Here is a 23,544-nt window from a genome sequence, read left to right as displayed (position 1 = left end):
AGGGGTATTTTCAATGGAGAATATCAGTATGGCTCTTCTGGCCCATGTAGATGCAGGAAAGACTACACTGGCCGAGAGCATTCTTTATCATACAGGCAGTATTCGGAAAATGGGAAGGGTGGATCACCAGGACACCTTTCTGGACACAGATTCCATGGAACGGGCAAGAGGCATTACCATCTTTTCCAAACAGGCGGGCTTTCGGTTGGGAGAAAAGTCCTTCACCCTTCTGGATACGCCGGGGCATGTGGATTTTTCAGCAGAAATGGAGAGAACCTTGCAGGTGCTCGATTACGCAGTGCTGCTTATCAGCGGCGCAGACGGTGTCCAGGGGCATGTGCAGACCCTTTGGCGGCTGCTGAAACAGTATAGGATTCCCGTGTTTCTTTTCATTAATAAAATGGACCAGGAAGGCACGGACCGAAGAGTGCTGCTTCTGGAACTGCAGAGAAAGCTGGATGAAAGATGTATTGATTTTGGACAGGACAGAAAAAAAGAGGATATTTTAGAAGAAGTTGCCATGTGTGATGAACATTTGCTGGAAACGTATTTAGAGGAAGGGGAGATTTCTGTTTCTGAGATACAAAACCTCATTGCCCAACGAAAAATATTTCCGTGTTACTTTGGTTCTGCGCTGAAATCCTTTGGGGTGAAAGAACTGCTGGAGGGACTGGAAACCTATATAAAAGAGCCGGAGTATGGAGAAGAGTTCGGCGCCAGAATTTTCAAGATATCCAGAGATGATAAGGGAAACCGTCTGACTCACATGAAGGTTACAGGCGGCAGCCTGAAAGTGAAGCAGGTGCTGCAGGGGAAAGAATGGGAAGAAAAAGCAGACCAGATAAGAATCTATGCAGGGGCAGGATTTCGCACAGTGAGCGAGGCGCCGTCAGGAACCATCTGTGCAGTGACAGGACTTACCAAAACCTTTGCAGGAGAAGGACTGGGGATGGAAAAAGAATCCATAAGTCCGCTGCTGGCTCCGGTGCTTACTTATGAAATCCGGCTGCCGAAGGGCTGTGATGTACATAGAATGCTTCTCCAGCTTCGACAGTTGGAAGAGGAAGAACCGCAGCTTCATATTGTATGGAAGGAAAGTCTGGGAGAAATCCATGCGCAGGTCATGGGAGAGGTGCAGATTGAAATTCTAAAGAATTTAATACAGGAACGATTCGGTGTTTCGGTGGAATTTGGCTCCGGAAGTATTGTATATAAGGAAACCATTACAGAGTCTGTGGAGGGAATCGGCCACTTTGAACCTCTGCGCCACTATGCGGAGGTACATCTTCTTCTGGAACCTCTGGAGAGAGGAAAGGGACTGCAGTTTGCCTCCTCCTGCAGCGAGGATGTGCTGGATAAAAACTGGCAGAGACTGGTGCTTACCCACCTGGCTGAGAAAAATCACAAGGGCGTTCTTACAGGAGCGGACATTACAGATATGAAGATTACGCTGACCGCGGGGAGAGCACACATCAAACATACGGAAGGTGGAGATTTTAGACAGGCCACTTACCGGGCTGTGCGGCAGGGGTTAAAGAAGGCAAAGAGTATCCTTCTGGAACCTGTGTACGAATACCGTCTGGAAGTGCCTCAGGAACTGGTGGGAAGAGCCATGACGGATATTCAGAAGATGAGCGGAACTTTTGCCGGACCGGAATTGGAGGAAGAGATGGCTGTGCTTACGGGAATGGCTCCCGCAGTGACCATGAGCGGCTATCAAAGAGAGGTGACTTCCTATACAGGCGGCAGGGGAAGGCTGTTCTGTACTTTGAAAGGATATGAACCCTGCCACAACCAGGATGAGGTGCTGGAAACGATTGGCTATAATTCCGAAGCGGATGTGGAAAATCCTACGGGCTCTGTATTCTGTTCTCATGGTGCCGGTTTTACGGTCAGCTGGGATGAAGTAGACGAATATGCCCATGTGGAATCCGCTAAAAAGAAAGAAGACATTCAGATAGAAACAGCCAGAGCTGTGCCACGCAGTTTTTCTCAGATTCGCCTGGATGAAAAAGAATTGGAAGAAATTTTTGCCAGGACTTATGGACCCGTAAAGCGGGAGAGAAATGCATTTCAGAAAACTGTGCGCAGTGTTTCTTTTGATTCTTCTTCCGGAAAAAGCGGAGGAAGGAAGAAAGAGAAAGAAAAAGAGTATCTGTTGGTGGACGGCTACAACATTATTTTTGCATGGGAAGATTTAAATGAACTTGCAAAAACCAGTATGGAAGGCGCCAGGAATAAGCTGATGGATATTCTCTGCAATTACCAGGGATATAAAAAATGTACATTGATTCTGGTTTTTGACGCTTACCGGGTGGAAGGCGGCCAGGGGGCTGTGGAGAAATATCACAATATCCATGTGGTTTACACAAAGGAAGCAGAAACCGCAGACCAGTATATTGAAAAGACGGTACACGAAATCGGAAAAAAACATCATGTGACTGTGGCTACGTCTGATGCCCTGGAACAGGTGATTATCCTGGGACAGGGAGCGGCCAGAATGTCTGCCAGAAACCTGCAGGAAGAAATCCGGATGATGAAGCAGGAAATCCGGGAGTATTATATAGAAAAACAGAAAAAAAGCGGAACGTATCTGTTTGAACATCTGCCGGAAGATTTGGCGGAATTTATGGAGGATGTCCGGCTGGGCAGAAAGGAAATAGAAGAAAAAGAGGTTTAGAAGACCAAGAAATCAGGCAGTGAGAAAAAAGAGTGCAGGAGATTACAAATTTTGTAAAAAAAGCTCTTGCATTCTTTCCAGAGAGGTGATATTATATAAAGCGTACTTTTATGCTCAGAAAGGAGGAAGAACAGTGAAAGTTAGATCATCTGTAAAACCAATTTGTGAAAAGTGCAAGGTTATCAAAAGAAAGGGAAGTATCAGAATTATCTGTGAAAACCCAAAACACAAACAGCGTCAGGGCTAATATCTGAAATTTATAGCAGAGTTATGACATTGATTTGTGTGAATTTTAGTGCGGCTGCAGTATGAAACGCAAGGACGCGTTGTTCGTACTGATTAAATATAGTGATATTAGAATCCAGGGCAGATTTAGACCCTGAGGGAACTGTTTACCGAGGATGGTTCCTGTTGTCGGAGCGCGCGGTGCGCGGTTTCGATGACCCGGAATATTGCTTAATACCGGTATCCGCCAAATACCGGAAAGGCTGCGTAAAATTATTTTGCGGCTGGACGCAGAAGACCCCGTCAGTTTTTTGTGTCTCAATTAGGAACAATATTAACAGAAAATGGAGGAACAAATACATGGCTCGTATAGCTGGTGTAGACTTACCAAGAGAAAAACGTATCGAAATCGGCTTAACATACATCTACGGAATCGGTAGAGTAAGTTCAAACCGTATCTTAGAGAAGGCAGGCGTAAATCCTGACACTCGTGTCAGAGATGTTACTGACGAAGAAGTAGGAAAAATCCGTGACGCAATCGAAGAGTTACAGATTCCTGTAGAAGGTGATTTAAGAAGAGAAATCGCTCTGAATATCAAGAGACTTCAGGAAATCGGATGCTACAGAGGAATCCGTCATCGTAAAGGACTTCCTGTTCGTGGACAGAAAACAAAAACAAACGCAAGAACAAGAAAAGGTCCTAAGAGAACTGTTGCTAACAAGAAGAAATAATTTTTTTGTTGCGATACAGGCGGCGGCCTGAATTATGAAAATTACAGTTGAGTTTAAATATTAGAGAAAGTAGGTTAGTTTAAAAATGGCTAAAGTTACAAAAAAAGTGACAAAAAAGCGTGTTAAGAAAAACGTTGAACGCGGACAGGCACATATCCAGTCTTCTTTCAATAACACAATCGTTACATTGACAGATGCTGAAGGAAATGCTTTATCATGGGCAAGTGCCGGTGGTCTGGGATTTAAAGGTTCAAGGAAATCTACTCCATATGCAGCTCAGATGGCTGCAGAAACAGCTGCTAAAGCAGCAATTATCCATGGTCTGAAGACTGTTGACGTTTTTGTAAAAGGACCTGGTTCAGGAAGAGAAGCAGCAATCCGTGCATTGGCAGCTTGCGGTATTGAAGTTACAAGCATCAAAGATGTAACTCCGGTTCCACACAACGGTTGTCGTCCACCAAAACGCAGAAGAGTCTAATTAGGAGGTCAGTGAATCATGGCAGTAAATAGAGTACCAGTTCTGAAAAGATGTAGATCCTTAGGTCTTGACCCTGTATATCTGGGAATTGACAAAAAATCTACCAGACAGTTAAAAAGAGCAAACAGAAAAGTGTCCGAATACGGACTTCAGTTAAGAGAAAAACAGAAAGCAAAATTCATCTACGGCGTTCTGGAAAAACCTTTCCGTAACTACTACAAAAAAGCAGACCAGAGACCGGGACAGACAGGTGAAAACCTGATGGTTATGCTGGAAACACGTCTGGACAACGTAGTATTCCGTCTTGGACTTGCAAGAACAAGAAAAGAAGCAAGACAGATTGTTGACCACAAACATGTACTGGTAAACGGAAAACAGGTAAACATTCCATCTTACTTAGTAAAAGCTGGCGATGTTATCGAAATTAAAGAAAAATGCAAAGGTTCTCAGAGATACAAAGATATCCTTGAAGTAACCGGCGGACGTCTGGTTCCGGCTTGGTTAGATGTAGACCAGGAAGCATTAAAGGGCGAAGTAAAAGCACTTCCTACAAGAGAAGAAATCGACGTACCGGTTAACGAAGTGTTAATTGTCGAGTTGTATTCTAAATAATTAAGAAGTGAATTGTGCGCGTAGCAAGGAGGGCTTTGCATGTTCGATTTTAACAAACCCAAAATTCAAATCACAGAAATGTCTGATGATAAGAGATATGGGAAATTCGTGGTAGAACCACTGGAAAGAGGATATGGTATTACACTGGGCAACTCTTTAAGAAGAATTATGCTTTCTTCTTTACCGGGTGCCGCTGTAAGCCAGGTGAAAATTGACGGTGTTCTCCATGAATTCAGTTCTATGCCGGGTGTCAAAGAAGATGTGACAGAAATTATCATGAATCTGAAAAATCTGGCGATTAAGAACGTAAGCGACAGCAATGAGCCGAAAACCGCATATATCGAGTTTGAAGGCGAAGGCGTTGTGACAGGTGCAGATATTCAGGTTGACCAGGATTTGGAAATCTTAAATCCGGAGCAGGTAATTGCCACCTTAAATGGCGGTACAGGCTGCAAGTTCAATGCAGAACTGACCATTACCAAAGGCCGCGGATATGTAAGCGCAGATAAAGGAAAATCAGATGACATGCCAATCGGTATGATTGCTGTAGATGCAATTTACACCCCGGTTGAGCGTGTGAATATGGCCGTTGAAAATACCCGTGTAGGTCAGGTTACAGACTTTGATAAGCTGACTCTGGATATTTACACAAACGGAACACTGGACGCAGACGAGGCTGTCAGCCTGGCTGCTAAGGTATTAAGCGAGCATTTAAGCCTCTTCATTGATCTTTCTGAAAGTGCAAAGACTGCAGAAGTCATGATTGAAAAGGAAGACAATGAGAAAGAAAAAGTTCTGGAAATGAACATTGACGAATTAGAACTGTCTGTTCGTTCCTACAACTGCTTAAAACGTGCTGGTATTAATACCGTGGAAGAGCTTTGCAACCGTACTTCCGAAGATATGATGAAGGTTCGTAACCTGGGCCGTAAGTCATTAGAAGAAGTTTTGGCAAAATTAAAAGAATTGGGCTTACAGTTAAATCCAAGCGAGGAGTAAGCCTTTAGGACAAATTTATGGAAGAAAAGCAGTGCGTCAGTAAGACCGAAGAGAGCATGGCGCATTGTTCCACAAATGGAGGAAATCTAAAATGGCAAAATATAGAAAATTGGGCAGAACTGCTGACCAGAGAAAAGCTTTACTTAGAAACCAGGTAACAAATCTGTTATATCACGGAAAAATTGTTACTACTGAAACAAAAGCAAAAGAAGTTCGTAAAATCGCTGACGGTCTGATTGCTATGGCTGTTCGTGAAAAAGACAACTTTGAAACAGTAACTGTTACAGCTAAAGTTGCTCGCAAAGACGCTGACGGCAAGAGAGTAAAAGAAGTTGTTGACGGAAAGAAAGTGACTGTATACGACGAAGTACAGAAAGAAATCAAGAAGGACGCTCCTTCCAGATTACATGCCAGAAGACAGATGTTAAAAGTTCTTTACCCAGTGAAAGAAGTTCCGACAGCTGCTGCTGGAAAGAAGAAAAATACTAAAGAAGTTGATTTAGTAGAAAAATTATTCACAGAAATCGCACCAAAATACGCTGACCGTAACGGTGGTTACACAAGAATCATCAAAATCGGACCTCGTAAAGGTGATGCAGCTATGGAAGTAGTTCTGGAGTTAGTGTAAGAACACAGATGTAACAGATGAAAGAAGGTGGACCAAAAGCAAGACCGTTGCGGTATTTGCTTTGGGGACACCTTTTTTTTCCGAATTTACAGGAGGCCATTTGAATGAGTAAGAAAATGCTTTTTATATTTAACCCGCGGTCCGGCAAAGGCAGCATTAAAAACCGTCTGATGGACATTCTGGATATTTTTGTCAAAGGAGGATATGAGGTTACGGTTCACCCCACCCAGTGCTATATGGATGGATTGAAGGTGACCAGGAAAAAGGCGGCGAACTATGACATTGTAGTAGCGAGCGGCGGAGACGGCACACTGGATGAAATTGTTACAGGGATGATGCTGGGGGGATATACCAATCCTATTGGCTATATACCTTCCGGAAGTACCAATGATTTTGCAAATAGCTTTCATATTTCAAAAAATATGCTGCAGGCCGCTACGGACATTGTAGAGGGACTGCCTCACGCCTTTGATGTGGGACGATTTAATGACGATTATTTTGTTTATATTGCAGCATTCGGACTGTTTACGGATGTGTCTTATGAAACGAATCAGGATATGAAAAATATTCTGGGACATGCTGCCTATATATTAGAAGGAACACAGCGGCTGTTTAATATCAAGTCTTACAGCCTGCAGATAGAAAGCGACGAAGGCAAGTTGTCAGGAGACTTTATTTTCGGTATGGTCAGCAATGCCACTTCTGTAGGTGGATTTAAACGTCTGACCGGGCCGGATGTCATGCTGGACGATGGCGTCTTTGAAGTCATGCTTATCCGAAAACCCAAGAATATTCTGGAATTGAATGAAATTATTGCTTCCCTGGTGGGACCTGGGGATTCCAAAATGATAGAAGTATTTAAAACCACAACCTTGCGTATGCAGTGTGAGGAAGAAATTTCTTGGACGCTGGACGGCGAATTTGGCGGAGAACACAGAAGCGTGGAGATTCAAAATATGAAACACGCTGTACAGATTGTACTGCCGCGAAACGGGGAAGTTCCCCTTATTCATACGCCGGAAGAATAAATGCAGGAACCTGTGTACCCGGTTTCTTCATATGATAATAAAAATAGAGAAATCAGGTTACGCAATGGGTGAAATCAAAATTGTTGATGGGATTTTACTGATTCTTGCACTGACCACAGATTCGTTTGTGGTCAGTTTTGCATATGGCATGGCAAAAACAAAAATGCCATTTTTCATTGTGGCAGGAATGAATTTGATGATGAGTTCTCTTTTGGGCGCAGCTGTGCTGACGGGGAATTTTTTTTCTTCCTTTCTGCCGGACAGTTTGACCTGCTGGGTGGGAATTCTTCTGTTGTCTTTTCTGGGAATTTACAGGATGATGAGTTTTTTCTTTCGGAAAGAGACAAATTCCTGTGCCGTGAAAGTTTTGACTATGAAAGAGGGCTTTATTTTGGCATTTGTGCTGTCTGCGGACAGTCTGGCCGCCGGGTTGGGGACTGGTCTTATGCAGTCGGGAGAGTGGATGCTGGCAGCAGGGGCTTTCCTGGGCGGTATGGGAATGATGAAGGCAGGCTGGGAACTGGGGAGTCGGTTTCGGAAAAAGACCAACCGGGACTTGTCCTGGATAAGCGGTATGTGTCTGCTGCTTCTTGCATTTGGGATTTTTTGCAGAAGATAGGAAGGGAATCTTGGCCTGCATTTGCAAGTTGGCAAAAAAATACTTGCATTCTGGAAAATTTTGCGGTATCTTAGAAACAGTTTCAGGGCTATAAATGTTTGGGAAGATTCTATACCGTATGAGAGGAAGGAACACAGAAATGAGTGAATATATCAATGTATCTGAGATTTTCGGGGAAGATGTTTTTGATGACGAAGTAATGCAGCAGCGTCTTCCGAAAAAAGTTTACAAAGATTTGAAACAGACCATATTAGAGGGCAAAGAGTTGTCCCAGGAGATGGCGGATGTCATTGCTCACGAAATGAAAGAGTGGGCCATCGAAAAAGGCGCCACTCATTATACCCATTGGTTTCAGCCGCTTACCGGAGTAACGGCGGAAAAGCACGACTCTTTTATTACGGCACCTCTTCCCAATGGCAAGGTACTGATGAGTTTTTCCGGAAAAGAATTGATTAAAGGCGAGCCGGACGCGTCTTCCTTTCCTTCAGGAGGGTTAAGAGCCACCTTTGAGGCCAGAGGATATACAGCCTGGGATTGTACTTCTCCTGCATTTGTCCGTCATGACGCTGCAGGTGCCACGTTATGTATTCCCACAGCATTTTGTTCTTACACGGGAGAGGCGCTTGACCAGAAAACACCGCTTTTGCGTTCCATGCAGGCTATCAATACGCAGGCTCTGCGCCTTATCCGCCTCTTCGGAGACACCACGGCAAAGAGAGTTATTCCTTCGGTAGGGGCAGAGCAGGAATATTTTCTGGTAAGCAACGAAAAATTCAGAAAGAGAAAAGATTTGGTATTTACCGGAAGAACGCTGTTTGGCGCTATGCCTCCTAAAGGACAGGAATTGGATGACCACTATCTGGGAACCATCCGCCAGAAGGTTTCCGCTTATATGAAGCAGGTAAACGAGGAACTTTGGAAGCTGGGGGTAACAGCTAAGACACAGCACAACGAAGCGGCCCCGGCCCAGCATGAACTGGCGCCCATTTACGCAGAAGCCAATGTGGAAGTAGACCATAACCAGATTGTGATGCAGACTTTAAAACGTGTGGCTTCTCAGCACGGCATGAAATGTCTTCTCCATGAAAAACCTTTTGCTGGTGTCAATGGTTCCGGAAAGCACAACAACTGGTCTTTAACTACAGATACGGGACATAACCTGCTGGAACCGGGCATTACGCCTCACGAGAACATTCAGTTCCTTCTGGTATTAAGCTGTGTGTTAAAAGCCGTGGATACCCATGCGGATCTGTTAAGAGAATCTGCAGCAGATGTGGGAAATGACCACCGTCTGGGTGCAAACGAAGCACCTCCGGCCATTATTTCCGTATTTTTGGGTGACCAGCTGACCGATGTGATGAATCAGCTGATTACCACCGGTATGGCAGACCACAGTATTGAAAGTGAAAAATTGGAGACAGGGGTAAAGGCAATTCCCGAATTTATGCGGGATACCACAGACCGTAACAGAACTTCACCCTTTGCCTTTACAGGAAATAAATTTGAATTCCGTATGGTGGGGTCCAGAGATTCCATTGCACCGGCTAATGTGGTGCTGAATACTATTGTGGCACAGGCATTTAAAGAAGCCTGCGACATTCTGGAAAAAGCAGAAGACTTTGAAGTAGCAGTTCACGATTTGATGAAGAAAAACTTCACGGAGCACCAGAGAATTGTATTCAACGGAAACGGTTATTCTAAGGAATGGGTGAAAGAGGCAGAGAGAAGGGGACTTCCGAATCTCACCTGTATGGTGGAAACCATTGATACGTTGACTACAGAGAAGGCAGTAAAGCTGTTTGAGGAATTCGGCGTCTTTACAAAAGCGGAACTGGAGTCCAGAAGAGAAATCAAATACGAAGCTTATGCCAAAGCCATTAATATCGAGGCAAGAACTATGCTGGATGTGGCGGGAAAACAGATTATTCCTGCGGTTATCCGTTATGCCAGACAGCTGGCAGATTCCATTAATGCCATTGTAGCAGCGGGAGTTCTGGACGTAGATGTACAGACAGAACTTTTACGGGAAACTTCTGCATTGTTAAAAGAGACAAAAGAGGCACTGGATGCCCTGCATACAGTAGCAGAGCAGGCCTGGGCTATGGAAGATGGAAAAGACAAGGCATTTTTCTACCGCCGTCAGGTGATTCCGGCTATGGAAAAACTGAGAAAACCGGTAGATAAACTGGAAATGATTGTGGATAAAGAAATCTGGCCTATGCCGTCCTACGGTGATTTACTGTTTGAGGTATAGAAAAGAGACAGGAGGGCTGTCGCATTAAATATTCTTAAAAGGTGTTTAGTGCGGCAGCTTTCTTCTTTAAAAGAGAAAATCAGAAAGGGAGAATATGGAACAGACAGTAGCGTTTCTGGAGAACCAGAACATAGACAAGAACCTTATCAGAGGTGTTGAGGAATTTCGCAGCCGGAATTTTGTAGAGGAAGAGGAAAAACGGCGGATTGTAAAGCCGGACATGGCTTTTTATGGAAAAGAAGTGCTGGAGATGGCCATTGCGGCTCTCCTAGAAGGGGAAAATCTGCTGCTTACGGGAGCTAAGGCCACGGGAAAGAACGTGCTGGCAGAGAATCTGGCATGGATTTTCGGACGTCCGGTTTATAATGTATCGTTTCATGTGAATACAGACAGCGGAGATTTAATTGGAACAGACACTTTCCTTGACAATGAAGTAAAGCTTCGCAAGGGAAGTATTTACCGCTGTGCCCAGTATGGTGGATTTGGAATTTTAGATGAAGTCAATATGGCGAAAAATGATGCGGTTTCTGTGCTTCATGCGGCTTTGGATTACCGCCGCTGCATTGATGTTCCCGGTTATGATAAGATTGATATAGACCCGGCAGCCAGATTTATTGGTACCATGAACTACGGCTATGCGGGGACAAAAGAACTAAATGAAGCGTTGGTTTCCCGTTTCCTGGTGATTGATATGCCGGCTCAGGATGAAGAGACCCTGGCCTTTATTTTTCAGTCCCGTTTTCCGAAATTGAAAAATTCTGCCATGAAGCAGTGGATAGGACTGTTCATGGACCTTCAACTGAAGGCGCAGAACGGGGAAATTACCACAAAGGCTCTGGATTTGCGGGGAATGCTGGGAGCATTAAAGACTATACGGCAGGGGCTTTCTCCGGCTCTGGCAGTGAAAATGGGCGTGGTAAACAAATGCTTTGATATATTTGAGAAGGAAATTGTGCAGGATGTGGTGATGACCAGAATTCCGGATACCTGGACACCCCGGGATGTATTTGAAGACTGAGGATAGCTTATGGATGAATTAGAACTGGAACTGGAAAACCGAATAAAAAATCTTATGTGGACTGTGAGCGGGGATTATGCACTGGAGTTTAAGCCGGATTTGGCGGCATTTGCCCGTTCGCGGTATGTGGCTTTATACGATGGCATTAAGCAGGGGGCTTTTGCAAGATATTTCGACAGGGAAGCATTTTCCATGTATCTGGTGAAAAAAATCTATCTCCATGGCATGGAAGCTCCTCTGATGCAGCTGGCACAGCTGTGCATTGAATTTGCCGTTTCCGCAAGAATTACAGCAGAGAGAGAAGGCGTTGCCACTATCCGCAGAAAAGCCTGCGAAGATATCCTGGAAATGGATTTTGCCCGTCTGCAGGAAACCCTTACAGGACGGCTGAAGCTGGCTCTGTTTAAAGAAGTTTTAAACGGAAAAGAACCGGCCACAGCCCGGATGAGAAACTGGATGGACCGGATAGAAGAACTGGAATATGCCGAAAGCACAATGGATATTATTCGGACTACTGATACGCTGTACAATGAGATTGCAGACCCGTATTTTGAACGCAGGCATGGCAGTCTGGAGACGGTACTGGCCGTAACGAATGAGGAGCTGGCGGAGTTTTCCTGGAAGGATTATCTGAAAGAAGAGGAGCTGGAGGATACGCTGGAGACTTATCTGGACCAGGTGGCACAGAATATGACGAATCTGGATATGTTGGAACAGGCGGAAAAAGAAGAAAAGCCAGAGAAGAAAGAAGATAAAAAACGGGTTTTGGTGGTGGATGAAAAGGCACTGGAGCGGATGTATTCTTATGTAGAGCGCAATTATGGAAAAACGTTCTTAACAGAAATGGAAGAGAAACGTGTGAACCAGCTGATGTGCAGAGGAATCCACGGAGACTGCAGTCTGTATTTTACCAGGGGGATTTTGAAGACACCGGTTTTGCGCAATTACCAGTATGAGTATGCCAGAAAGCAGAAAGATAAAAATCTGTATGAGTATTATGATAACCACAGAATTGTAAAGAATAATATCCGGATTTTAACGGATATGTTGAAGAAAACCCTGACTTTGCGGGAGGAGGCAGAAGAGCTTCTTTCGGACAGAGGACGGGTTCTGCCTTCGCGTCTTTGGAGAATTGGACGGTCTGAGGATGCCAGAGTGTTTGAACGCTGCCTGTATCAGGACAGTGGAAGCTTTGTGGTGGACGTTCTCATTGATGCCAGTGGTTCCCAGCGCTCCAGACAGGGACAGGTAGCCATACAGGCCTATATTTTAAGTGAAGCCCTGAGTAATGTGGGAATTGCCCACAGGGTTATGAGCTTCTGCACTTTTTGGGATTATACGATTCTTCATGAATTTCGGGACTATGATGCGGACAGAAGAGAAAACAGCAATATCTTTGAGTATGTGACTTCCTCCAACAACCGGGACGGACTGGCTATAAAGGCAGCGGGATACGGGCTTTCGGCAAGAGAAGAGGAACACAAAATCCTCATTGTGTTAAGCGACGGGCGTCCCTATGATGTCATTTTAAACCGGCCAAATGCCAGAAATCCCCAGCCGTATCACGGGGAATATGCCATAAAGGATACGGGATTTGAAGTGCGGAAGCTGAGAAGCCAGGGCATTTGTGTCTTGGGGGTATTTGCCGGAGAAGAGAAAGATTTGGCAGCGGAAAAGAAAATTTTCGGGAAAGATTTCGCTTATATTCGGGATATTTCAGGATTTTCTCCAGTAGTGGGACGGTACCTCATGAAACAACTAGAAAAAGATACTTGATATTGGATAAAAATTCTGTTATATTGATAGAATATGTGTAGAGCGGAGAATGTGTATGAGTGAAAAAATAGAGATTATGGGGATTTCCGTAGAAAAATGCTATGCCGAGGATATTATGGAAAGCATTAACCAGCACTGGAATGAGGATACGCTGGCTACTTACGGGGTTATTACAATGAAATTGCTGATTGCAGCCCAGAAAGATGAAGAACTCAAGGAATATATTGAGACTCTGGACAAGGCTGTGGCAGATGAACCGGAGATTGTCAAGGCTGCCGGACTTCAGGATGAGGCTTGGGAGAGTGAAATATCCGAGCACGGATTTTTCGGAACTTTGTTCTGGTTGTTGAATTTATATAAAAACCGTATTTTTATTCTGGGTGAAAAGGAAGAAGATACGGAAAAGTTTTGCAATTATCTCAGGGAGCAGTATCCGGATGTTGTCATTCTGGGGAAAGACAGTCTGACAGATATGGAGGCAGACCAGACAGACCGGGTGATAAACGAAATTAACAGTTGGAATCCCCAGGCGGTACTGAGTTGTTCCAGGGAATACAACGTAGAACGTTTTGTAAAGCGTTACAGAAAGATGATGAATACAAAGGTATGGTTCAGCCTGGGAAGTTCGCTTCCTGTTTTTCAGGAAACAGGCATAAAGTCCAACTGGCTGAACCGCCTCATGGAAAAAAACAATTTTAAAAAGCTGGTATCCCAGTACCAGGAAGAAACAGAGAAAATGTGAATAAATTGTTACATTTTGAAAAAAATGTGTAATATTTTACGTTTTCTCTTTATTTTTTCCCTATTTTGTATTAGTATATATGGTAGGGTTTTTATTTATGGGATTTGTAACAGTGTAAACAGACTATATGATGAAAGAAGGAGAAAGCATGATATCAAACCAGATACTCCAAACAACCCTGGACGGTTTAAAAGGAATATCCAGGACAGATTTTTGTGTAACAGATATGGACGGCAAAGTTTTGGCAAGCACTTTTGCACAGAGCGTATGCGGAGAGGGAGAAGTTTCCGAATTTGCCAATTCTCAGGCGGACAGTCAGGTAGTAAAAGGAAATCAGTATTTTAAGATTTATGATGACCACCAGCTGGAATACATATTGATTGTGGACAGTGCGGGGGACGATGCGTATACCCTTGGAAAGCTGGTTGTGTTCCAGATTCAGGGGCTGCTTACCGCATACAAAGAGCGGTTCAATAAGGACAACTTTATCAAAAATCTTTTGCTGGACAACCTTTTGCTGGTGGATATTCATAACCGGGCTAAGAAGCTTCACATAGAAGTAGATGTCCGCAGGGTAGTATATATACTGGAAAACAGTGAAGACAGAGACTACGGTTCCCTGGAAAATATTAAAAATGTTCTGGGAGGAAAAGCCGGAGACTTTGTAACTGCAGTAGATGAAAAGAGCATTATTATTGTGAAGGAAGTGAGCCCTTCCGATGATTATGCCCAGTTGGAGAAGATTGCAAATGCTATTTTATCGGCTTTAGGCGTAGAAAGAGATGGAAAGACGCATATTGCGTACGGAACAATTGTAAAGGAACTGAAGGAGGTTTCCCGTTCTTACAAAGAGGCCAAGATGGCTTTAGACGTAGGAAAGATTTTCTTTGGAGAAAGAGATGTGATTGCATACAGTTCTCTGGGAATCGGACGCCTGATTTACCAGCTTCCCATTCCTCTTTGCAAAATGTTCATCCGGGAGATTTTTGACCATCATTCTCCGGATGACTTTGACGAGGAAACACTTACTACCATTAATAAATTCTTTGAAAACAGCCTGAATGTGTCTGAGACTTCCAGACAGCTTTATATCCACAGAAATACCCTGGTATACAGACTGGATAAGCTGCAGAAAAGTACGGGACTGGATTTGCGTGTTTTTGAAGATGCCATTACCTTTAAGATTGCCCTCATGGTAGTAAAATATATGAAGTACATGGAAACACTTGATTACTAAAGAGCGCGGCGCGTCTGTGCTCAATAGGAAAACAGGAGGTTATTATGATTGATTTAAAAGACGTGAGCAAATCATACAGCAAGGGCCAGCCAGCCATTGACCATATGAATCTTCACGTGGAGAAGGGTGAATTTGTGTTTATCGTAGGAAACAGCGGCTCAGGAAAATCAACCTTGATTAAGCTGCTTTTGAAGGAACTGGATCCTACCAGCGGAACCATTACTGTAAACGGACAGTTACTTAATAAGCTGAGACGGAGAAAAGTGGCAAAATACCGCAGGGGAGTAGGTGTTGTGTTCCAGGATTTTCGTCTGTTAAAGGATAGAAATGTGTATGAAAACGTGGCGTTTGCCCAGCGTGTCATACAGCGCCCTACCCACATTATTAAGAAAAGAGTTCCTGAAATGCTGACTCTGGTCGGTCTGGCAGAAAAATATAAATCAAAACCGGACCAGCTTTCCGGTGGTGAGCAACAGCGAGTTGCTCTTGCAAGAGCGCTGGTAAACCGACCAAGTATTCTTCTGGCAGACGAGCCAACCGGTAATCTGGATCCGAAAAACTCTTTTGAGATTATGAAACTTCTGGAAGAGATTAACGAGCGCGGCACTACCGTTCTTGTCGTTACCCATAACAGAGAAATCGTAAATGCGTTTAAAAAACGTGTGGTTACGATGAAGAAAGGCGTCATTGTAAGCGACGAACAAGAAGGTGAATATCTGAATGAGAATTAGTACAATCGCATATATATTGAAACAGGGATTTAAAAATATCTGGCGTAACCTGCGTTTTTCACTGGCATCAGTGGCTACTATGGCCGCATGTATCTTTTTGTTCGGACTGTTTTTGTCCATTGTTATGAACTTTAACTATATTGTAGATTCTGCAGAAGAAGGCGTTGCCGTTCTGGTTTATTTTGAAAAGGGTGCAAAGCAGGAACAGATTGACCAGATTGGAGAAGAAATTAAGAGTCGTCCGGAGGTTTCCAAGGTAGAGTATGTTTCCGCAGATGATGCGTGGGCATCTTTCAGTAAGGAGTATCTGGGCGAGGATAATGAAGAACTGGCAGACGGTTTTAAAGAGCAGCAGGATAACCCGTTGGCGAATTCTGCGCGGTACGATGTATATCTGAAGGATGTGGAAAGTCAGAAGGAATTTGTAGACTTTGCAAAAAGCCTGGATGGTGTCCGTCGTGTAGATGAGTCTAAAGAAGCAGCAGATATGCTGACCAATGTGAATAGGCTGATAGGATATGTATCTATTGCTATTATTCTGATCCTTCTGGCCGTTGCATTTTTCCTTATCAGCAACACCATTACTATGGGTATTTCCATTCGTCAGGAGGAAATCGGAATCATGAAACTGATAGGTGCCACTGACTTTTTCGTAAGAGTACCTTTTGTCATAGAAGGTATTCTGTTGGGCGTTATCGGTGCAGCAATTCCTATGGGAATTATTTATGTTGTGTATGAAAAGGCGGTTGCTTATATTATCAGCAGATTCGGTGTTCTTGGAAACTTACTGCAGTTTTTGAATGTGTGGGACGTATTCCGTTATCTTCTGCCAATCGGTATCGGACTTGGCGTGGGAATCGGATTTTTTGGAAGTATGTTCTCTTTGAGAAAACACCTGAGAGTGTAAAGAATACAGGATTTCAGAAGGGGAGGGTGCTGCAGAGGCAGTGCTCTCTCCTTCCTTGCACAAAATGGAAAATTATTTTATAAAAATGAGAATCAGGAGCAGAGAAAATGGGACAGAAAAAATTTGCAAATGGATTTATCCTGGGGATGGCGCTTACTCTTGCTGTGGGGGGAGCGGGAATGAAAGTCTATGATGTAGTGGAAGACCGGCAAAACAGTAAAAATGCGGTGAATGATGAATCTATGGAAAAAGCAAAGCTGATTGAAGAGATTATAGACGAAAAATATACTGGAGAAGTGGATAAGGAACTCATGGAAGCAGACATGTATAAGGGCATGATGGTGAGTCTTGGAGACCCGTATTCCGCTTATTACACGGCAGAGGAATACGAGGAATTGAATACGGAAACTACAGGCTCTTATAAGGGTATTGGTGTGGTAATGCAGATGCAGATGGACACAGGTGCGGTGAAAATTGTCCGCTGCTATGAAGGGGCGCCGGGAGAGAAAGCAGGACTTTTGCCGGAGGATATTCTTTTGCAGGTGAATGGAGAGAATGTCAGCGGCCTGGAACTGTCAGAGGTTGTGGATAAGGTGAAAGCTTCCGAAGGCGAGGTGGCACATCTGACTGTGGCCAGAGATGGGGAAGACGATTATCTGGAATTTGATGTGCCTTTGGAAGAAGTAAATATACCGGTAGTAGACCATGAAATGTTGGAGGATAACATCGGTTACATTTCTCTCTATGAATTTACGGAACAGACAGAACCCCAGTATTTGGAAGCCTTCGAAGAGTTACAGAGCCAGGGGATGGAACGTCTGATTATAGATGTGAGAAATAATCCGGGCGGTCTGCTTACTTCCGTGTGCGGTATCTTACATGATATGCTTCCAGAGGGACTGATTGTGTACACAGAAGATAAAGACGGGAAGAAAGAAGAAATCAATAGTGATGGAAAAAGTGAACTGGAGATTCCGCTGGCAGTGCTGGTTAACGGAAACAGTGCCAGTGCATCGGAAATTTTTGCAGGGGCAATTCAGGATTACGAAAAGGGAACGATTGTAGGAACAACGACCTTCGGAAAGGGAATTGTGCAGAGCATACTGCCTCTTTCAGACGGAAGTGCAGTAAAGACTACCACAGCTAAATATTATACGCCAAAAGGCAGATGTATCCACGGTACGGGGATTGAACCGGATGTGGAAGTAGAGCTGACGGAAGGGCTGGAACAGAAAGCCGAACTGACCCACGAAGAGGATAATCAGCTGCAGAAGGCTATAGAAACAGTAAAAGCTATGCAATAGCAAAATAAAAACAGCAGAAAGTAAAAGAAGAAAGGGGCAGACGGTTTTACGGACTGCCAAAAGGGAGAAGGAAAATGACACAGAAAGAACGTATGGAAAAAGGAATGTTATATGACCCGGGGGATGACGCCATTATGAATGAACAGTTCCCTTATCTGGACAGACTGGGAGAATTTAACAGCTGCAGTTCCAGTGAGACAAAAAAGAGAGAGGAACTGATGAAGGAGATGTTTGCAGAATGTGGGGAAAACTGTTACATTCAGCCCCCCTTTTATGCTAACTGGAGCGGACATCACATACATTTGGGAAAGAATGTGTATGCCAATTTTAATCTTACGGTTGTGGATGACGGAGAGGTGTATATCGGAGACTATGTGATGATTGGACCAAATGTAACTATTGCCACAGCCGGACATCCGGTGCGGCCGGATTTGCGGCGCAGGGGTATCCAGTTTAATCTTCCGGTTCATATCGGGAACAATGTGTGGATTGGCGCAGGTGTTGTGATTCTGCCGGGGGTTACCATTGGGGAGAATTCTGTTATCGGTGCGGGAAGCATTGTGACAAAGGACATTCCGGCTAACGTAGTAGCAGTGGGGAATCCCTGTAAGGTGCTGCGGGAAATCGGGGAGAAAGATGAGAAATACTATTACCGGGACAGAGAAATTGATGTGAGGGCAGAGGAAGAAGGGCTGATATGGGAAAAATAAAGAAGGAAGAATTCTTTTCCATACCCAACTGTATGGGATATTTCAGGATTCTTCTAATCCCTTTCTTTTGCGTGATTTATCTGAAAGCAGACAGCATGAAAGACTATTATCTGGCAGCAGGAATTGTGGCAATCTCAACAATTACTGATTTTCTGGATGGAAAAGTGGCGAGAAAGTTTCACATGATAACGGAGTTCGGAAAATTCCTGGACCCGCTGGCAGATAAACTGACCCACGGAGCCATTGCGCTGTGTCTGGCTTTTCGTTACGAAGCCATGCGGTATCTGGTGGCACTTATGCTTGTAAAGGAAGGTTTCATGGCTGTTATGGGGTTGATAAACCTCCGTCATGGAAAAAAGCTGGATGGAGCAAAATGGTTTGGAAAAGTGTGCACAGCCAGTCTGTTTGTTGTGCTGTGTATGCTGGTGCTGTTTCCGGGGATTTCCCTTGGGGCGGCAGAAACTCTGATTTATCTGGAGATAGGAATTATGGCGGGAACGCTGCTTTTGTACATACCGGAATTTCGGAAAATGAGGAAGAACTGGGAGCAGGAAGAAAGCAGGTGCTGACATGCTTATAGAATTTATTTTTTATATACTTTTGGGGTATTTTTCGGGTGGCCTTATGTTTGGGTATGTGATACCGAAAGTTATCAAAGGAATTGATGTACGCAGTATGAGCAGTGACGGGAATCCGGGGACAGCCAATGCCTTTTTCTACGGCGGGGCTGTCTGTGGAATTGCGGTACTGCTCTGCGACGTTTTAAAGGGACTTTTGCCGGTGCATTGGGCGCTGAAATGTCTGGGACCTGAGAAATTGGGGATGGGAGTTGCTTTGGTTATGGCAGCTCCAGTGGCAGGGCATGCATTCCCGCTTTTTGGGGGACGGAAGAAAGGCGGGAAGGGCATTGCAGTGTCTTTCGGCGTACTTTTAGGGATGTATCCTATGCTGACCGGGTTGTGGCTGCTGGTTTTCTGGTATCTGTTTTTTTCCCTGGTTCTTGTACTGGAGCCTCACGGATACCGAACCATTGTGACTTATCTGTGCTGGCTGGTCAGTGGTTTGGTGTTTCATCTGCAGCCGGCAGTGCTGGCGGGAAATCTGCTGATTTCCTGGGTGGTTATGAATAAACATGCGGCAGAGTGGAAAAACAAGGAAGAAAGGCAGATACGTTTAGGGCTTAGGAGAAGTTAATGTATGAAGGTTTTAATTTTATCCTGCAAGACAGGAGGAGGGCATGACGCGGCAGGGTTTGCCGTAAAAGAGGCATTGGAACAAAAGGGACATGAGGCGGTGATGTTCGATTATCTGACTTTAGCAGGACAGAAAGTATCGGATACGGTGGGAGATGTGTATGTAAATACAGTAAAAAAGATGCCCCATGTATTTGGTGCGGTTTACCAGATTGGGATGGCTGCCAGTAAAATTATGCGGAAATCTCCGGTGTATTATGTCAATGCAAAAATGGGAAAATATTTAAAGGACTATTTAGAGACAGAAAATTTTGATGCTATTTTGATGCCGCATCTATATCCTGCGGAAACCATTACTTATATGAAACGGCAGGGAATAAAACTGCCGCTGGCGGTGGCGGTTATGACGGATTATACCTGCATTCCCTTCTGGGAAGAGACGGAATGTGATTATTATGTGGTAGCCCATGAGGAAATGGTGGCAATATGTGTGAAAAGAGGAATACCGGAGGAAAAATTACTGCCTTTGGGAATTCCGGTCAGCGGGAAGTTTTCCAGACGGGCGGATAAAGACAGGGCGAGAGCTTACCTTCACCTGCCTTTAGAAGGCGTAAACTATCTTTTAATGGGCGGCAGCATGGGGGCTGGAGATTTGGAAAAACTGACTCAGCAGTTTTGCAGAACAAGGGAAGAAGGGGAATATCTCACGGTCATCTGCGGCAATAATAAAAAAATGTTTCAGAAAATGAAGAAAAAATACAAGCAGGATTCTTTTATTTTTGTTGTGGGAAAGACCCGACAGATGGAGGTTTATATGAAAGCCTGCGATATGCTTTATACGAAGCCGGGCGGGCTGACCTCTACAGAAGCGGCAGTATCCGGGATTCCCATTGTGCATACAGCACCCATACCGGGATGTGAGACGGCAAACAAACGGTTTTTTGTAAAGCATGGCCTTTCCATTGCCCCGAGAACTGTGGAGGGACAGGTGAAAAAGGGAAGAGAATTATTAAGAGACCGAGAAAAAGCAGAAGCCATGCGGACAGCGCAGCAGCAGGTGATACCGGGAGATAGTGCGGAGAAGATTGTTGCGTTACTGGAGGAAAAGAGAGAGGTGACAGCGGAAAACAGCAATGAAATGGATATCCTGATTACACGAAACAGCCGCAAGCCATCGAACAGCTTTATGGAGAATTCAAAGAAATGAATTGATCAGCAAATTAAATGGAAAAAAGATTTTAGTAAAAGGAAATCATCATAAAAAATATGATTCAGAATTGTTTGAAGAAATTGGAATTAGAAGATATGATGTGGGTGTGGATGCAAATGGCCATTGTCCGGTATCGGTGAAGCGGATTATAGAGTTGAAAATGATACCGTATGGCTTTCGATTGATCAAATGGCAGAATTATTTCAACGTGATAAAAGTGTTACAGGGAAGCATGTAAGGAATATTTTCAAAGCAGGAGGATTAAAGAAAGAATCAGTTTGGGCAAAATTTGCCTATACTGCTTCGGATGGAAAAACATATCAAGTGGATTATTACAATCTCGACATAAAACGTTCAGATGTGGGTTACTTTTAAAGAAAGAATAGAAAGAGGAGAATTTATGGATCATTTTGAATTAGTATCAGAATATGCCCCTACCGGCGACCAACCACAAGCCATTGCCCAGCTTGTAAAAGGATTCAAAGAAGGTAATCAATGTCAGACTTTACTGGGGGTTACGGGATCTGGAAAGACATTTACCATGGCAAATGTTATAGCAGCCCTGAACAAACCGACATTGATTATAGCGCACAATAAAACCTTGGCTGCTCAGCTCTATGGAGAATTCAAAGAATTCTTCCCGAATAACGCAGTCGAATATTTCGTGAGCTACTACGATTACTACCAACCCGAAGCCTACGTCCCATCATCTGACACCTACATCGCCAAAGATTCCGCAGTCAACGATGAAATCGACAAACTTCGTCTTTCTGCCACTTCTTCTTTAAGCGAGAGAAAAGACGTTATCATTATTTCCAGTGTGTCCTGTATCTATGGAATCGGAAGCCCGGACGATTATCAGAACATGATTATTTCCCTGCGTCCCGGCATGGAAAAAGACCGTGACGAGGTTATCCGTCAGTTAATAGACATTCAATATGACAGAAACGAAATGGATTTTCACCGGGGAACTTTCCGGGTGCGAGGGGATGTTTTGGAAATTTTCCCGGCAGATTACAGCGACACAGCTGTGAGAGTAGAGTTTTTCGGCGACGAAATTGACCGCATTACAGAAATTGATACGCTGACGGGGGAAATCAAACGCTCCCTGAGTCATATAGGAATTTTCCCTGCCTCTCATTATGTAGTGCCCATAGAAAAAATACGGAAAGCTGCAGTGGCCATTGAAGAAGAATTAAAAGAGCGGGTGGATTATTTTAAAAGTGAAGACAAGCTCTTGGAGGCCCAGAGAATTTCAGAGAGAACCAACTTTGATATAGAAATGCTGAAAGAAACAGGGTTCTGTTCCGGTGTAGAAAATTATTCCCGTCATCTTTCAGGTCTGAAGCCGGGACAGCCGCCGTTTACCCTGATAGACTATTTTGGAGATGATTTTCTGATTATTATTGATGAGTCTCATAAAACCATACCGCAGATTCGGGGGATGTATGCAGGTGACCAATCCAGAAAGCAGACTTTGGTGGACTATGGGTTCCGTCTGCCTTCCGCGAAGGACAATCGGCCTTTGAACTTTGAAGAGTTTGAGGATAAAATTGACCAGATTCTCTTTGTGTCGGCAACGCCGGGGGAATATGAAGAAAATCATGAATTGCTCCGGGCAGAGCAGATTATCCGCCCTACCGGCCTGTTAGACCCAAAGGTGGAAGTGCGTCCGGTAGAGGGGCAGATTGATGACCTTATCGGAGAAGTGAATAAAGAAGTAGAAAAGGGAAATAAGATTCTGATTACGACACTGACTAAACGCATGGCGGAGGATTTGACAGAGTATATGAAGGATTTGGGAATCCGTGTGAAATATCTGCACTCAGACATTGATACTCTGGAGAGAACCCAGATTATCCGGGATATGCGCTTAAATGTTTTTGATGTGATGGTGGGAATCAACCTTTTGCGGGAAGGGCTGGATATACCGGAAATTACACTGGTCGCGATTCTGGATGCAGACAAAGAGGGATTTCTGCGCTCCGAGGTATCTCTGATTCAGACTATTGGACGTGCGGCCCGCAATGCGGAGGGAAGAGTAATCATGTATGCAGATGTAATGACAGACTCTATGCGCCTTGCTATAGATGAAACTATGCGCCGCCGGACTCTTCAGGAAAAGTATAACGAAGAACACGGTATTACGCCAAAGACCATTAAAAAGGCAGTTCGTGACCTTATCAGCATTTCCAAGGCAGTAGCAGAGACAGAAGACAAGCTGATGAAAGACCCGGAATCCATGAGCCGGAAAGAACTGGAAAAACTCATTGGACAGGTGCAAAAACAGATGCAGACCGCAGCCGCAGACCTGAATTTTGAAATGGCAGCACAGCTGCGTGATAAGATGATAGAACTGAAAAAGAATCTGGAAGAACTGGAAGACTGAAATTCTTTCTGGGAAAATTCTAAAATAATTATAAAGCCCTTGACAAATAAAACCTCTGGTGCTATCTTAAAA

Annotated in this window: 23 protein-coding genes; all 23 read left to right on the top strand. The window is 44.2% G+C overall.

Annotation, left to right across the window (positions count from 1 at the left end; all coding sequences use genetic code 11):
• Positions 1-13 precede the first annotated feature (13 nt).
• The 23 genes from WBS51_RS03645 (at position 14) to uvrB (ending at position 23,472) form a co-directional block, all read left to right on the top strand.
• On the top strand, positions 14-2,680 hold the full coding sequence (locus WBS51_RS03645; RefSeq protein ID WP_294463010.1) for a translation factor GTPase family protein: 2,667 nt from the start codon (positions 14-16) through the stop codon (positions 2,678-2,680).
• Between the two features lie 133 nt (positions 2,681-2,813).
• The gene (rpmJ, locus tag WBS51_RS03640) at positions 2,814-2,927 is read left to right on the top strand and encodes a 50S ribosomal protein L36 (RefSeq protein WP_003022746.1); all 114 of its coding nucleotides are present in this window, start codon (positions 2,814-2,816) and stop codon (positions 2,925-2,927) included.
• Between the two features lie 338 nt (positions 2,928-3,265).
• Positions 3,266-3,637 carry a 30S ribosomal protein S13 gene (gene rpsM, locus WBS51_RS03635; protein ID WP_173748714.1) on the top strand — a complete coding sequence of 124 codons (372 nt, stop codon included), beginning with the start codon at positions 3,266-3,268 and terminating at the stop codon, positions 3,635-3,637.
• Between the two features lie 85 nt (positions 3,638-3,722).
• Complete coding sequence (rpsK, locus tag WBS51_RS03630; protein ID WP_022269707.1) at positions 3,723-4,115, top strand: 30S ribosomal protein S11; 393 nt, start codon at positions 3,723-3,725, stop codon at positions 4,113-4,115.
• A gap of 18 nt (positions 4,116-4,133) precedes the next feature.
• Positions 4,134-4,727, top strand: a complete 594-nt coding sequence (gene rpsD / locus WBS51_RS03625) for a 30S ribosomal protein S4 (RefSeq protein ID WP_291683263.1) — start codon at positions 4,134-4,136, stop codon at positions 4,725-4,727.
• Positions 4,728-4,766: 39 nt separating this feature from the next.
• Positions 4,767-5,726: a DNA-directed RNA polymerase subunit alpha gene (locus tag WBS51_RS03620; protein WP_173748712.1), complete on the top strand. Its 960-nt coding sequence runs from the start codon at positions 4,767-4,769 to the stop codon at positions 5,724-5,726.
• Positions 5,727-5,817: 91 nt separating this feature from the next.
• Positions 5,818-6,354, top strand: a complete 537-nt coding sequence (locus WBS51_RS03615) for a bL17 family ribosomal protein (RefSeq protein ID WP_173748711.1) — start codon at positions 5,818-5,820, stop codon at positions 6,352-6,354.
• A 104-nt stretch (positions 6,355-6,458) separates the two neighbouring features.
• Entirely contained in the window at positions 6,459-7,382 is a 924-nt protein-coding gene (locus WBS51_RS03610) for a diacylglycerol/lipid kinase family protein (protein WP_291683262.1), read from the top strand.
• 64 nt (positions 7,383-7,446) lie between these two features.
• On the top strand, positions 7,447-8,001 hold the full coding sequence (locus tag WBS51_RS03605) for a manganese efflux pump MntP (RefSeq protein WP_226853529.1): 555 nt from the start codon (positions 7,447-7,449) through the stop codon (positions 7,999-8,001).
• Positions 8,002-8,140: 139 nt separating this feature from the next.
• Positions 8,141-10,255: a glutamine synthetase III family protein gene (locus WBS51_RS03600; protein WP_173748709.1), complete on the top strand. Its 2,115-nt coding sequence runs from the start codon at positions 8,141-8,143 to the stop codon at positions 10,253-10,255.
• Between the two features lie 94 nt (positions 10,256-10,349).
• Positions 10,350-11,273, top strand: coding sequence for an AAA family ATPase (locus WBS51_RS03595; protein ID WP_173748708.1), 924 nt, complete (start codon positions 10,350-10,352; stop codon positions 11,271-11,273).
• 9 nt (positions 11,274-11,282) lie between these two features.
• Positions 11,283-13,049, top strand: a complete 1,767-nt coding sequence (locus WBS51_RS03590) for a cobaltochelatase CobT-related protein (protein WP_173748707.1) — start codon at positions 11,283-11,285, stop codon at positions 13,047-13,049.
• A 55-nt stretch (positions 13,050-13,104) separates the two neighbouring features.
• Entirely contained in the window at positions 13,105-13,791 is a 687-nt protein-coding gene (locus tag WBS51_RS03585; protein ID WP_294459291.1) for a WecB/TagA/CpsF family glycosyltransferase, read from the top strand.
• A 148-nt stretch (positions 13,792-13,939) separates the two neighbouring features.
• Positions 13,940-15,028 (top strand): PucR family transcriptional regulator, encoded by a 1,089-nt coding sequence (locus WBS51_RS03580; RefSeq protein ID WP_294459288.1) that lies wholly within the window; start codon positions 13,940-13,942, stop codon positions 15,026-15,028.
• Between the two features lie 44 nt (positions 15,029-15,072).
• Positions 15,073-15,759, top strand: coding sequence for a cell division ATP-binding protein FtsE (ftsE, locus tag WBS51_RS03575; protein WP_342694041.1), 687 nt, complete (start codon positions 15,073-15,075; stop codon positions 15,757-15,759).
• The gene (gene ftsX, locus WBS51_RS03570) at positions 15,749-16,666 is read left to right on the top strand and encodes a permease-like cell division protein FtsX (protein WP_291683260.1); all 918 of its coding nucleotides are present in this window, start codon (positions 15,749-15,751) and stop codon (positions 16,664-16,666) included. Before ftsE ends, ftsX begins: the two co-directional genes overlap by 11 nt.
• Before the next feature lie 107 nt (positions 16,667-16,773).
• Positions 16,774-17,970 (top strand): S41 family peptidase, encoded by a 1,197-nt coding sequence (locus WBS51_RS03565; protein ID WP_294459286.1) that lies wholly within the window; start codon positions 16,774-16,776, stop codon positions 17,968-17,970.
• A gap of 74 nt (positions 17,971-18,044) precedes the next feature.
• Positions 18,045-18,680 (top strand): sugar O-acetyltransferase, encoded by a 636-nt coding sequence (locus WBS51_RS03560; protein ID WP_173748701.1) that lies wholly within the window; start codon positions 18,045-18,047, stop codon positions 18,678-18,680.
• Positions 18,668-19,249 (top strand): CDP-alcohol phosphatidyltransferase family protein, encoded by a 582-nt coding sequence (locus tag WBS51_RS03555; RefSeq protein ID WP_173748700.1) that lies wholly within the window; start codon positions 18,668-18,670, stop codon positions 19,247-19,249. The genes WBS51_RS03560 and WBS51_RS03555 overlap by 13 nt, the downstream gene beginning before the upstream one ends.
• A gap of 1 nt (position 19,250) precedes the next feature.
• Positions 19,251-19,874, top strand: a complete 624-nt coding sequence (locus WBS51_RS03550; RefSeq protein WP_291683259.1) for a glycerol-3-phosphate acyltransferase — start codon at positions 19,251-19,253, stop codon at positions 19,872-19,874.
• A 3-nt stretch (positions 19,875-19,877) separates the two neighbouring features.
• Positions 19,878-21,080 (top strand): MGDG synthase family glycosyltransferase, encoded by a 1,203-nt coding sequence (locus WBS51_RS03545; protein ID WP_294459283.1) that lies wholly within the window; start codon positions 19,878-19,880, stop codon positions 21,078-21,080.
• A gap of 126 nt (positions 21,081-21,206) precedes the next feature.
• Entirely contained in the window at positions 21,207-21,458 is a 252-nt protein-coding gene (locus WBS51_RS03540; protein WP_294459281.1) for a cell filamentation protein Fic, read from the top strand.
• Positions 21,459-21,483: 25 nt separating this feature from the next.
• Positions 21,484-23,472: an excinuclease ABC subunit UvrB gene (uvrB, locus tag WBS51_RS03535; RefSeq protein ID WP_291683256.1), complete on the top strand. Its 1,989-nt coding sequence runs from the start codon at positions 21,484-21,486 to the stop codon at positions 23,470-23,472.
• Positions 23,473-23,544 lie beyond the last annotated feature (72 nt).

The organism is Blautia acetica (assembly GCF_038739805.1).
Lineage (GTDB): Bacteria > Bacillota > Clostridia > Lachnospirales > Lachnospiraceae > Blautia.
This window is presented reverse-complemented; position numbering and strand designations above follow the sequence as displayed.

What these genes read in the sequence shown, in the direction of transcription:
- WBS51_RS03645 (WP_294463010.1), top strand. Translation starts at nt 14, where the DNA reads ATGGAGAATATCAGTATGGCTCTTCTGGCCCATGTAGATGCAGGAAAG.
- rpsM (WP_173748714.1), top strand. Translation starts at nt 3,266, where the DNA reads ATGGCTCGTATAGCTGGTGTAGACTTACCAAGAGAAAAACGTATCGAA.
- rpsK (WP_022269707.1), top strand. Translation starts at nt 3,723, where the DNA reads ATGGCTAAAGTTACAAAAAAAGTGACAAAAAAGCGTGTTAAGAAAAAC.
- rpsD (WP_291683263.1), top strand. Translation starts at nt 4,134, where the DNA reads ATGGCAGTAAATAGAGTACCAGTTCTGAAAAGATGTAGATCCTTAGGT.
- WBS51_RS03620 (WP_173748712.1), top strand. Translation starts at nt 4,767, where the DNA reads ATGTTCGATTTTAACAAACCCAAAATTCAAATCACAGAAATGTCTGAT.
- WBS51_RS03615 (WP_173748711.1), top strand. Translation starts at nt 5,818, where the DNA reads ATGGCAAAATATAGAAAATTGGGCAGAACTGCTGACCAGAGAAAAGCT.
- WBS51_RS03610 (WP_291683262.1), top strand. Translation starts at nt 6,459, where the DNA reads ATGAGTAAGAAAATGCTTTTTATATTTAACCCGCGGTCCGGCAAAGGC.
- WBS51_RS03605 (WP_226853529.1), top strand. Translation starts at nt 7,447, where the DNA reads ATGGGTGAAATCAAAATTGTTGATGGGATTTTACTGATTCTTGCACTG.
- WBS51_RS03600 (WP_173748709.1), top strand. Translation starts at nt 8,141, where the DNA reads ATGAGTGAATATATCAATGTATCTGAGATTTTCGGGGAAGATGTTTTT.
- WBS51_RS03595 (WP_173748708.1), top strand. Translation starts at nt 10,350, where the DNA reads ATGGAACAGACAGTAGCGTTTCTGGAGAACCAGAACATAGACAAGAAC.
- WBS51_RS03590 (WP_173748707.1), top strand. Translation starts at nt 11,283, where the DNA reads ATGGATGAATTAGAACTGGAACTGGAAAACCGAATAAAAAATCTTATG.
- WBS51_RS03585 (WP_294459291.1), top strand. Translation starts at nt 13,105, where the DNA reads ATGAGTGAAAAAATAGAGATTATGGGGATTTCCGTAGAAAAATGCTAT.
- WBS51_RS03580 (WP_294459288.1), top strand. Translation starts at nt 13,940, where the DNA reads ATGATATCAAACCAGATACTCCAAACAACCCTGGACGGTTTAAAAGGA.
- ftsE (WP_342694041.1), top strand. Translation starts at nt 15,073, where the DNA reads ATGATTGATTTAAAAGACGTGAGCAAATCATACAGCAAGGGCCAGCCA.
- ftsX (WP_291683260.1), top strand. Translation starts at nt 15,749, where the DNA reads ATGAGAATTAGTACAATCGCATATATATTGAAACAGGGATTTAAAAAT.
- WBS51_RS03565 (WP_294459286.1), top strand. Translation starts at nt 16,774, where the DNA reads ATGGGACAGAAAAAATTTGCAAATGGATTTATCCTGGGGATGGCGCTT.
- WBS51_RS03560 (WP_173748701.1), top strand. Translation starts at nt 18,045, where the DNA reads ATGACACAGAAAGAACGTATGGAAAAAGGAATGTTATATGACCCGGGG.
- WBS51_RS03555 (WP_173748700.1), top strand. Translation starts at nt 18,668, where the DNA reads ATGGGAAAAATAAAGAAGGAAGAATTCTTTTCCATACCCAACTGTATG.
- WBS51_RS03550 (WP_291683259.1), top strand. Translation starts at nt 19,251, where the DNA reads ATGCTTATAGAATTTATTTTTTATATACTTTTGGGGTATTTTTCGGGT.
- WBS51_RS03545 (WP_294459283.1), top strand. Translation starts at nt 19,878, where the DNA reads ATGAAGGTTTTAATTTTATCCTGCAAGACAGGAGGAGGGCATGACGCG.
- uvrB (WP_291683256.1), top strand. Translation starts at nt 21,484, where the DNA reads ATGGATCATTTTGAATTAGTATCAGAATATGCCCCTACCGGCGACCAA.